The 1,394-nt window shown below is 56.5% G+C and carries 1 rRNA gene; it reads left to right on the forward strand.

The features are described 5' to 3' along the window. Window positions 1-1,392 (forward strand): 23S ribosomal RNA (locus LN042_RS36770); the annotation flags it as partial. Window positions 1,393-1,394: the final 2 nt, after the last annotated feature.

Below are 1,394 nucleotides of genomic sequence, written 5' to 3' on the forward strand. Positions count from 1 at the left end.
CTGAGACCTGATGCCGAGCCGATTGTGGTGAAGTGGATGATCCTATGCTGTCGAGAAAAGCCTCTAGCGAGTTTCATGGCGGCCCGTACCCTAAACCGACTCAGGTGGTCAGGTAGAGAATACCGAGGCGTTCGGGTGAACTATGGTTAAGGAACTCGGCAAAATGCCCCCGTAACTTCGGGAGAAGGGGGGCCCCTCCTGGTGATGAGTCTTGCACTCTGAGCTGGGGGTGGCCGCAGAGACCAGCGAGAAGCGACTGTTTACTAAAAACACAGGTCCGTGCGAAGCCGTAAGGCGATGTATACGGACTGACGCCTGCCCGGTGCTGGAACGTTAAGGGGACCGGTTAGCTAGAGTTCGCTCTGGCGAAGCTGAGAACTTAAGCGCCAGTAAACGGCGGTGGTAACTATAACCATCCTAAGGTAGCGAAATTCCTTGTCGGGTAAGTTCCGACCTGCACGAATGGCGTAACGACTTCTCGACTGTCTCAACCATAGGCCCGGTGAAATTGCATTACGAGTAAAGATGCTCGTTTCGCGCAGCAGGACGGAAAGACCCCGGGACCTTTACTATAGCTTGATATTGGTGTTCGGTTCGGCTTGTGTAGGATAGGTGGGAGACTGTGAAGCAGCAACGCCAGTTGTTGTGGAGTCGCCGTTGAAATACCACTCTGGTCGTGCTGGATGTCTAACCTGGGTCCGTGATCCGGATCAGGGACAGTGTCTGGTGGGTAGTTTAACTGGGGCGGTTGCCTCCTAAAGGGTAACGGAGGCGCCCAAAGGTTCCCTCAGCCTGGTTGGCAATCAGGTGTTGAGTGTAAGTGCACAAGGGAGCTTGACTGTGAGACCGACGGGTCGAGCAGGTGCGAAAGCAGGGACTAGTGATCCGGCGGTGGCTTGTGGAAGCGCCGTCGCTCAACGGATAAAAGGTACCCCGGGGATAACAGGCTGATCTTCCCCAAGAGTCCATATCGACGGGATGGTTTGGCACCTCGATGTCGGCTCGTCGCATCCTGGGGCTGGAGTAGGTCCCAAGGGTTGGGCTGTTCGCCCATTAAAGCGGTACGCGAGCTGGGTTTAGAACGTCGTGAGACAGTTCGGTCCCTATCCGCTGTGCGCGTAGGAGTGTTGAGAAGGGCTGTCCCTAGTACGAGAGGACCGGGACGGACGAACCTCTGGTGTGCCAGTTGTTCTGCCAAGGGCATGGCTGGTTGGCTACGTTCGGGAGGGATAACCGCTGAAAGCATCTAAGCGGGAAGCCTGCTTCGAGATGAGCACTCCCACCTCCTTGAGAGGGTAAGGCTCCCAGTAGACGACTGGGTTGATAGGCCGGATGTGGAAGCCCTGTGAGGGGTGGAGCTGACCGGTACTAATAGGCCGAGGGCTTGTCCTCAG

This window comes from Kitasatospora humi (genome assembly GCF_020907985.1).
GTDB classification, from domain to species: domain Bacteria; phylum Actinomycetota; class Actinomycetes; order Streptomycetales; family Streptomycetaceae; genus Kitasatospora; species Kitasatospora humi.